This is a genomic window from Thermogutta sp., assembly GCF_014359955.1.
In the GTDB taxonomy this organism is placed as follows: domain Bacteria; phylum Planctomycetota; class Planctomycetia; order Pirellulales; family Thermoguttaceae; genus Thermogutta.
In genome coordinates this window covers 1-7,684 of the sequence record NZ_JACIYL010000139.1, presented here as the reverse complement: position 1 = coordinate 7,684, position 7,684 = coordinate 1, and the positions used below count along the sequence as shown (strand labels likewise).

The 7,684-nt window shown below is 56.2% G+C and carries 8 protein-coding genes; 2 read left to right on the top strand and 6 right to left on the bottom strand.

The features are described 5' to 3' along the window. On the bottom strand, positions 1-861 hold an 861-nt coding region (locus tag H5U08_RS06320; protein WP_297031362.1), incomplete at its 3' end, for a hypothetical protein. A 504-nt stretch (positions 862-1,365) separates the two neighbouring features. Between H5U08_RS06320 and H5U08_RS06315 the strand changes: the two genes are divergently transcribed. Beyond that, entirely contained in the window at positions 1,366-2,154 is a 789-nt protein-coding gene (locus tag H5U08_RS06315) for a hypothetical protein (RefSeq protein ID WP_297031360.1), read from the top strand. Between the two features lie 181 nt (positions 2,155-2,335). Further along, positions 2,336-3,274, top strand: a complete 939-nt coding sequence (gene xerD / locus H5U08_RS06310) for a site-specific tyrosine recombinase XerD (RefSeq protein ID WP_297031358.1) — start codon at positions 2,336-2,338, stop codon at positions 3,272-3,274. A 210-nt stretch (positions 3,275-3,484) separates the two neighbouring features. Here xerD and H5U08_RS06305 read toward each other — a convergent pair whose 3' ends face one another. From H5U08_RS06305 to H5U08_RS06285, 5 genes are all read right to left on the bottom strand, one after another. After that, entirely contained in the window at positions 3,485-3,979 is a 495-nt protein-coding gene (locus tag H5U08_RS06305) for a biopolymer transporter ExbD (protein WP_297031357.1), read from the bottom strand. A 142-nt stretch (positions 3,980-4,121) separates the two neighbouring features. Then, positions 4,122-4,421, bottom strand: a complete 300-nt coding sequence (locus tag H5U08_RS06300; RefSeq protein ID WP_297031355.1) for a biopolymer transporter ExbD — start codon at positions 4,419-4,421, stop codon at positions 4,122-4,124. An 82-nt stretch (positions 4,422-4,503) separates the two neighbouring features. Beyond that, positions 4,504-5,346 (bottom strand): MotA/TolQ/ExbB proton channel family protein, encoded by an 843-nt coding sequence (locus H5U08_RS06295; RefSeq protein ID WP_297031353.1) that lies wholly within the window; start codon positions 5,344-5,346, stop codon positions 4,504-4,506. A 246-nt stretch (positions 5,347-5,592) separates the two neighbouring features. Next, complete coding sequence (locus H5U08_RS06290; protein ID WP_297031352.1) at positions 5,593-6,627, bottom strand: tetratricopeptide repeat protein; 1,035 nt, start codon at positions 6,625-6,627, stop codon at positions 5,593-5,595. Positions 6,628-6,707: 80 nt separating this feature from the next. Beyond that, a partial coding sequence (locus H5U08_RS06285) for a hypothetical protein (RefSeq protein ID WP_297031351.1) occupies positions 6,708-7,684 on the bottom strand: 977 nt, incomplete at its 5' end.

Below are 7,684 nucleotides of genomic sequence, written 5' to 3'. Positions count from 1 at the left end.
AGCACGTTCCTTCGACACGAGCACGGCTTCAACTGGAGGCGAGTCCATTCTCTGTTTGACAATTATGCCCGACGAATCGGACCAGGCGGTTTGCTCTAACCTTTGGTTGCCCGGTAACGTGTAGAGAATTTCTATGCGGAGAAGTCGGGATTCACGTCCTGAAAGCTGGATGACTTCGTAATCGCGAGCATGGGCTTTTGCCCGACACACCCCATTCACTCCAAGCATGAGGCAGGAGAATTCGCGCACTTCCCCCGGCTGCATGGGTTTTTCCCAGAGGCAATCCTGGAGTCCCAGGAAGCCCCGGCAATCCGCGGGAAGATCGAAGGTTTGTTGAGCGGTTCTTCCCGCTACGATCGTTTCCAGCATAAGCCGTTTGCCGTCAACTCGACCGCGGTATTCCGCGAGTGCTTTGCCCTGTTCCACCGTGACCGTGAACTCACGGGGATGACCCTCACACGTTTCCACGGATCGGTACCGCGTCACCACGGAAACCGGGGTTCCCATCCTCTTTACGCGGAGTACAACTTCTCCTTCTACCTCACGACAGCCCGGCGACGGACCGTCTATGAATCGCACGGACATTCTTTCGTAGCCAACGGTTTCACCAAAAAGCGATTGAAGATACCAATACTCCCGGGCCTGATGAGAAGATTTCCAGTTTGCCGGGGTCTGTTCGGCTGGGGATGTCGCTACCGATGGACTGCCCTGGCGCCCACAGCCGACAGAGATTATGTCCACCAACAGGCAAACGATCATGAACAAACCCCAAAGCCCGGGCTTCTCCATGAGAAAACGGGACCACTTTTCGATGTCAGCCGGCGCCGTGCTCGTTGAGGATCCTACAGGACGATGCCACATGAAAAAATTCCCACGAAAAAGCTCCCCGGGCTCCGGGAGCGTCTGTCTGCTTGAAGGCTTCGACGCGGAAAGCCAGAAGGCTGTCATCCCCCGGATTGCGCACAATTGGCTCGTTCAGTCTTCTTTAGCCATTCGATGTGGGCTCTTCACGTTCCCGACTTTCCCTCTACGGCACGGCGGGTACGACATGCCTGCGAAATGGGACGGGGAATGCCATCTCATGGCCGCACGCTATCAATTTTAATGCTAGAGTTCCACTAGAGAACTCGTCGCGGAATCACTCCAAGGCAGGTGGCGATAGCGGTGAACGCCACAGCTCAGTGGTTGGGATTCCGTCAGGCTTTTCACCGCGATGATTCGCGGACCGAAACGCAGGGCGGATTATATAGGGGATCGCAACAAAAAAGATGTTGGGATTTGGAGGGAATAGTACCAGGTTCCGCCAAAAAATGTACTAGGTTAAAAGCGGGGGAACAGGAATCCCACAACAAACAACAAGGAGCGGTGCCGGTATTCCTGGAGTTGTTTGGAGACCTACGACTTCAGCAACAGCAGATTGTGCAAGATTTTCCGGAAATACGAGGGTGCAACGCAGCGATGGGCTTTCTTAAAAAATTCATCAGAAACGTGTTACGCGAAGGTTCTCAGGCACAACTCCGCAGCAGCTTCGAACATCTGAGCGAGGAGGAGCTGGAAGCCCATCTCCGCATTGCTAAATACGGTAACTTCACCCTGACCGACGCAATTCGCCCCTCCTATGATCTCCAGGTCGTTCCCCGGGAAGGATATCGTCACGATATCTACCGCAGCGACAACGGCAAAACCGTCATTCCAGTCCTCATGGCCTCCGTATCGAAGGAACGGCTTTTCGACACGTTCATGGAGCTTCTCGACCCACTGGGAGACGAGGTGGACGTCGTCCTTGAGACAAGTCACAATCGGGATCGACCGGGTCATCACGACCTTTACCGCGAAGATATCGACATGCCGGTGTTGAAGAGCGTTCTCTGGGAATTCGAAGACCTTCTGCTCAACGATGGTTGTACCGGCGTCGCCGTGCTCAATCCGGATATTCCCCTGGAAGTCCAGTTCGACGAGCACAAACTCCTCATCTGCTACGGATCGGATCTCCGCTCGTTTGAACGGATCCTCAAAGGACATGGAATTCCCAATGACGAACAGATCCGATTCATCACAGAAGCGGAACACGTTCACTCGTCCACCGAGTACTACGCCAGACGTTTCGAAGAGCTGAAGATGTATCTCGGCATGGATGAAGGATGCTATGTGTGAGCCGCAGTGAGCACGCAACTGCGAACTCCGCGAATTGGGCAGAAAATAGCGGATCTGTCAGTCCTACCGAGTCGTGTGGCACTGGCGAGATTCAACCCCTCAATTTGCCGAAATCCGTGACAGGGGACTTTCTTTCTAAATTGTTCGTTTGCCGTTCGCGCGCGATCGCCGCTTTTCACCAATGAGCCCCGCACGGAGAAAGCTGACTCCCCAGCGTCCCGACTCTCAGCGTCTCACCATAGCTTGGCAGGACGCCTTCGCTCACTATCTGTCGGCCGAATGCCACCTCGCAGACAACACCGTGAAGGCCTACGCCAGGGATATTCGCCGGTTCACTGAATGGCTGGGTGGCCGGAGTATCGCCTCGCTGGGCATTCAGGACCTGTCGGACTATGTGGGCTGGCTGCATGAGCGGGGTCTGGCCCCAACCTCCCTTGCCCGGCATCTCGTTTCGCTGCGGCTTTTCCTCCGCTATTTGCAACTCGAGGGGATTCTCAAACACAACCATGCCGAGCTGCTCAATAGCCCTCAAGTGTGGGAGAGAGTGCCCAGCGTGCTTTCTCCTCAACAGGTCGAGGCCCTGCTGGCCAGTCCCCGGCCCTACGACAGGTGTTTCCTGCGCAATCGGGCCATCCTGGAATTCCTCTATGCGACGGGCTGTCGAGTGAGCGAGGTCGCCCAGCTCAAGCTGGAGGATGTTCATCTGGCCGATAGATACTGTCTCTGTCGTGGGAAAGGCAATAAGCAGCGGGTGGTGCCACTGGGACAACGAGCCATCGATGCCTTTGAGGAGTACGTGGCGCGGGAGCGTCCCCTGCTTGTTAAAAATTGCCTGTCTCCCCCTCCCTGGGCCTTCGTGTCATACCGAGGAAAACGACTGCGCCGGGAGCGTATCTGGGAACTGCTGAAGTTTTACGCCCTCCGGGCGGGTCTGCCGCCGGACATCAGCCCGCACACGCTCCGACACAGTTTTGCCACACACCTGCTGGCCGGGGGCGCTGACCTTCGTGTCGTTCAGGAAATGCTCGGCCATGCTTCGATCGCCACCACACAGATCTACACCCACGTCGATTACACTCGCCTGAAGGCCATTCACAAACGCTTCCATCCGCGGGGGTGATCCACCCGTGCCCAGCCGGGGGGCAGGCGTTATTCCGGAAAGAATCTGGGACAGCGGGAGTTCAGCCATCGGCAAACAAGCGGCTGGGCGAGAACTTGAAAGCTGGGGCGAACACAGGCTGACAGTCGCGGCAAGGCAGTCGCAGAGGGAGAGACGCTCTGGATGACCGTCAAGGGGATAAGGCATTACCGAGGGAACGCCCCTCGCGCGTCACGAGCCTTCCTTGTGAGGCGGAGCAAACTTGATTTTCTCAACCATTCGGACGATTTGACCGTCCGGACCGACGTAACCCGATACCGCGGTGATGGCTCGGATCACATACTCATAACGGAGGTCATAATCGCAATCCAGCTCCACCTCGGCATCGCTCGCTCCCCCAGGTCCGGAAGCGTCGCCGACAAGCGCGCGGATTTGATCACGCAACTCGGCAAAACTGGAGAGTCGTCGTTCTGCCAGAAACAACCCGGCGAGTTCGCCTCCAGCCCCCGCGGTCATCCGAACCTTGATCGGTGGCAACTGCACGTCCGAGGGCACCCCGGCGCTGGGTGCCGCCTGCGGCATCTTGATGAAGAAGTCTCCTTCGGGGGCGGTGATCTTGAACGTCATGATGAAGAATGTGAGAAGCTGAAAGACGACGTCGATCATCGGCGTCATCATTAGTTCGATCTTTCCCCCGGTATGTTTGCCGGATCCACGGAATTTCATGCTATGGACTCTCCTGCCTTGCCCGGAGGGTGAATTTTTCAAATCCCACGCTTTGACACAGCCGGATTAACTCCTGAACACGCCCGGTCTTGGCATATCGATCCGCCCGAATGATGATGGTGGTGTTCCGGAAATCACCGCCTCAGCGGCAAATCAGCTCCTTTTCCACTTCCAGAACAGGCCGGAGGTTCTCCAGCGTGAACTCGTCCACCCCGTAAAAGACGGTTCCGCGGGCAGTCATCTGAAGGGTGATGGGCCAGGCAGGGGCGGTATCAGGTGGTTTGGCCAGTTCGCTGGCGGGAAGCCGAATCAACTGATTCTGATCGCCTTCCGAAAAGTTTATCAAAATCATAAAGAAGGCGATCAGCTGAAAAGTCATATCAATCATCGGCGTCATGTCGCCTTCAGCGTCCGGGATTTGGCGACCTCTTTTGTATCGCATGAGCAACCACTCCGCTTAAAGCCCGCCCTCTACCTCGGCCGGATCAGGCTGGCAACCGCTCTTCCGCGTCAAAAATCCCTCATCACTTGCGAGGTACGGCGGTCGAGAATCGGGACATCAAACCTTCGCTCACAATCCCTACTTCGAGCACCAGACGGGCGATACGGTTCCGCAAGAAACCGTACACGATGATAGCGGGAATGGCGATGATCAAGCCCACCAGCGTGCTGATCAACGCGGTGGAAATACCCCGAGCCAGTTCGGATGGCTTTGGTGTCGTCGTGCTATTGGCGATGACGCTGAACGATCGCACCATACCATCCACGGTTCCCAGCAGCCCCACCATCGGGCTGATCGTGCCAATCAGACCGATGTAGCTTAATCGGTGCTCCATTCGCATGGCCTGCTCTTCACCGACTTCCTGCATCGCTTCGATAGCTTGGGAATACCCTGCCGAGAGCTTGGCGAGTCCGGCCGAGAGCACCTGCCCGAGGAATGAATCATCGTTCTTGGCCAGTTCATAGGCCTCCTGAAACTTTTTCTCATTGAAAAGCGTTTCGAAGCCGTCAATCAGTGCGGACGGCATCACCGCCTCCCGACGGCACGACACCAGGTTCATGACCAAAAGGGCCACGAACGAAAAGGAAATCGTCAAAAAAGCTAGCGTGTACGTCCAGCCGAGGGACTCGAAAAACCATCGCAGCACGGATTTTTCCTGGGGTCTTGCCTCCGTGTCCGGGGCGGCCGCACCCTGGTCTTCCGGAGCGGCCTCGGGCAACTGATCATCTGCCGGTGCCGCTTCCTCGGCCGCGGCGATCCGTTCCACAAACCTGGGGAAGTACGGCACCACCCCCAAAAACAGCGTCAGACCGGCAAGTGTCGCCACAACCGCCCCGGTCCACGTCGAGAAAAAACCCTGTCGCATGAAAACCTCCGTCACTGGCCTAACGGACCCGACATGCTCAAGCAAACGCCTCTCAACACCTCTGTTCCGAAAACTCTTCGAGGAAAACAACCACGACACAGGTGAGAGCACACATCTTTCTTCCACGTGCCTCTCACAGCATCGCGATTATTGCTCTAGTTTACACAACCTCGATTAGGAGAGTAAACACGGCCCTCGGATTTCAGAATCACGGGAAGGCCCCTATCCACCACGGGCAACCGCGGGTCAGTTCGTCACCGCCACTTCCCGCCCGTATTGTTCCTTCAGGACCCGCGCTGCTTCAGCCGCCCGTTCAGGATGCTGGACTTGCGGCCACAACTGCACCAGATTTTGAAGTGCCTCGATGTGAGAGGGTGCGTCGCGGAAGTAAATCAAATCCACATGAAGGAACGCCATGATGGCCTGCTTAATCTGCCCCGCCTGTCGGTACGCCAGACCGAGGGCGGTGTAAGCCCGGCCCATAACCTCCGCATTCTCTACGAGATCGGGCCGCTTGAGAATGTCCTGGATCATGGATATGGCCTGATCCGTTTGTCCCTGAGCGATCAGACATCGCGCCTTGCCGATAATGGCCAGAAGCTTCGGTGTGTCATCTCCCGAAACTTGCAGGGATATGACCTGATCAAAGGCTTTCTCGGCCTCACTCATCTTCTTGGCCTCTAGATAGGCCCAGCCGATGGCGGCGCCCGCCTGAGCCTTGTATTCCGGCCACGGTGCCTGAGCAATCAACTGATAGTATTCGATCGCCTTATCGACACTCCCCTTTGCGCGGAGCAACTCAGCGACCAGCCGGGTCGCCTCCCAGTAATGGTAATTGTTCGGATAGTTGATGATGAAGTTCGCCACCAGCTTACCTGCATCGTCGATCGACCCGGAACCTGCCAGCGCGAGATGCGCCGCGGCGGCTGCGCGATAAAACTCGATGTCCTGGCGGACTTCCGGCCGTGTTGAATCATCGACCTTAATTTTGTCGAGGATGCTCATCACATCCTCGTAGCGGGAAACTTCGAACGCCGCTCGCACCGACTTGAGAAGCGCCGGTTCTCCGTCCCATTCGATCGTTTGGATTTGATTGACACTGATCGTGCGCGGGGTTGTCCCCATGTTAACGACAACCTCCGTTCGCGTCATACTGGTGATTCTTCCTCGGATCGTCTCACTCCCCACCCGTATGACATCCCCCCACGCGCTGGCGACCGCGAAGAGACATATTGCGACAGTGACGAAGGTAACACCCGTCTTTTTCAACGCATCACGCATGGCGGAACACTCCTCAATACTCGCAGTCATGCTTGTGTCAGTTTATTGCTGGCTTCCGCATTGTGTTCGGGAAAAGTTTCTCAGGACGCAGTGGACCTCGCCTGAACGGAACTTTCAAATGCTCGCAACCCCTGAGGGTTTTGTTGTCCCAACATTTGCTGGATCGTCCGGGCCAGCTTATCGTATCGGGTATACCATTCTTTGCCGCCCATCTCGGGATACAGCAAATAAGTACGCTGAATGTCGAGCATGGCCTGTTTGAGGAGTTCCTGACGCTTGGCTCCCGTCTGCTTCTGCGCCAGTTTGAATCGGCACAGAGCAAGATTATATCGGGCCTGATGGAAGATATCCTGATACTTTGTGTAATTGATCGCGACACGGCGTGCGATTCCGCCCCATCCCCAGATGAGATATCGCCCGTTTTTCTCATATCCACCCCGGATGGCGTATTCGTAATACTCTTCCTTGCCCGGCTGTTCGGCCCATTCCTGATAGATTTGGGCAGCCTCAATCTGGGCGTCCAACCGGTTCTCCTTTCCCTCCTTGTCAATCACGTTGATGATAACGGCCAGGGCCTTATCGAATAAACGCAGACCTCGGAGTGCGCTGGCCAGCCTCACTTTGAGGGCAATCGTGGCTTCTGGGGGCCCAAACTGCGGATCTTTCTGACATTTATCAATCAATTCCAGGTAGGTCCGCATAGCTTTGGTGTAGTATTCCTTGGCCTGTTCCGGGACGGCAGGCCCTCCCGGATCCAAACCTTTGGCAAGCCCCAGAAATGTCTCGGCAACCCAGTTGAGGGCTCGAAAATCGACACTTTCGGATCGCTCCTGAATGGCCTCGAGAAACGCCGTGAAACCTTTCAGCACTTTATCCACTTCTTCGCTTTTTCCTTCATTGCGAAGCCGGGTCAACTGCTCCTCCAGTTGCCGCCCCAGCCCCACGTAGACGAGTGTCAAGCGTCGGGTTGCCTCGGCGTCATTGCTGCCCGCCACCAGTTTTTCCAGATCATCCCGAATCTGAAACGCCTTGTCCAGATTTTGAGCTCCCACGTAGG

What these genes read in the sequence shown, in the direction of transcription:
- xerD (WP_297031358.1), top strand. Translation starts at nt 2,336, where the DNA reads ATGAGCCCCGCACGGAGAAAGCTGACTCCCCAGCGTCCCGACTCTCAG.
- H5U08_RS06305 (WP_297031357.1), bottom strand. Translation starts at nt 3,979, where the DNA reads ATGAAATTCCGTGGATCCGGCAAACATACCGGGGGAAAGATCGAACTA.
- H5U08_RS06300 (WP_297031355.1), bottom strand. Translation starts at nt 4,421, where the DNA reads ATGCGATACAAAAGAGGTCGCCAAATCCCGGACGCTGAAGGCGACATG.
- H5U08_RS06295 (WP_297031353.1), bottom strand. Translation starts at nt 5,346, where the DNA reads ATGCGACAGGGTTTTTTCTCGACGTGGACCGGGGCGGTTGTGGCGACA.
- H5U08_RS06290 (WP_297031352.1), bottom strand. Translation starts at nt 6,627, where the DNA reads ATGCGTGATGCGTTGAAAAAGACGGGTGTTACCTTCGTCACTGTCGCA.